Source organism: Micrococcus sp. ACRRV, assembly GCF_022346985.1.
Taxonomy (GTDB): Bacteria; Actinomycetota; Actinomycetes; order Actinomycetales; family Micrococcaceae; genus Micrococcus; species Micrococcus porci.
Genome location: NZ_JAKRNH010000228.1, coordinates 1 through 583 on the forward strand (window position 1 = coordinate 1; position 583 = coordinate 583).

At 76.2% G+C, this 583-nt stretch carries 1 protein-coding gene; it reads left to right on the top strand.

Annotated features, from left to right (window positions below):
• The coding region (locus MHY29_RS12240; protein WP_239241598.1) for an HNH endonuclease family protein at positions 1-583 on the top strand (583 nt) is incomplete at both ends.

The window sequence follows — 583 nt, forward strand, 5'->3', positions numbered from 1 at the left end:
CCACACCGGACCGCGCGGAGGCCCCCGTATCGGACCGCGCGGAGGCCCCCGCGCCCGCACCCGCGCCCGCACCCGCGCCCGGCGACGCCGGGGAGGCCGCGCCGTCGTCGCCCGCCGCCGAGGCCCCGGCCGCGGACGGGACCGCTCTGGCGGCCCTGCAGTCGTTGCCCGTGAAGGGACGCGCGCCGAAGACGGGCTACAGCCGGGAGCAGTTCGGCCCCGCCTGGGCGGACGTCGACCGCAACGGCTGCGACACCCGCAATGATGTCCTGCGCCGCGATCTCGCCGACGTGGTGCTCAAGGCCGGCACGAACGGGTGCGTCGTGCTCAGCGGCACCCTCCACGGCCCGTACACCGGCGAGGTGATCGCATTCCAACGCGGGCCGGGGACGTCGACAGCGGTCCAGATCGACCACGTGGTCTCCCTCTCCGACGCCTGGCAGAAGGGCGCGCAGGGCCTGAGCGCGGACCGCCGCGCCGCGTTCGGCAACGACCCCCTCAACCTCCTGGCCGTGCAGGGCTCCGTGAACCAGTCCAAGTCCGACGGCGACGCCGCCACCTGGCTGCCCCCGCTGCGCTCGGC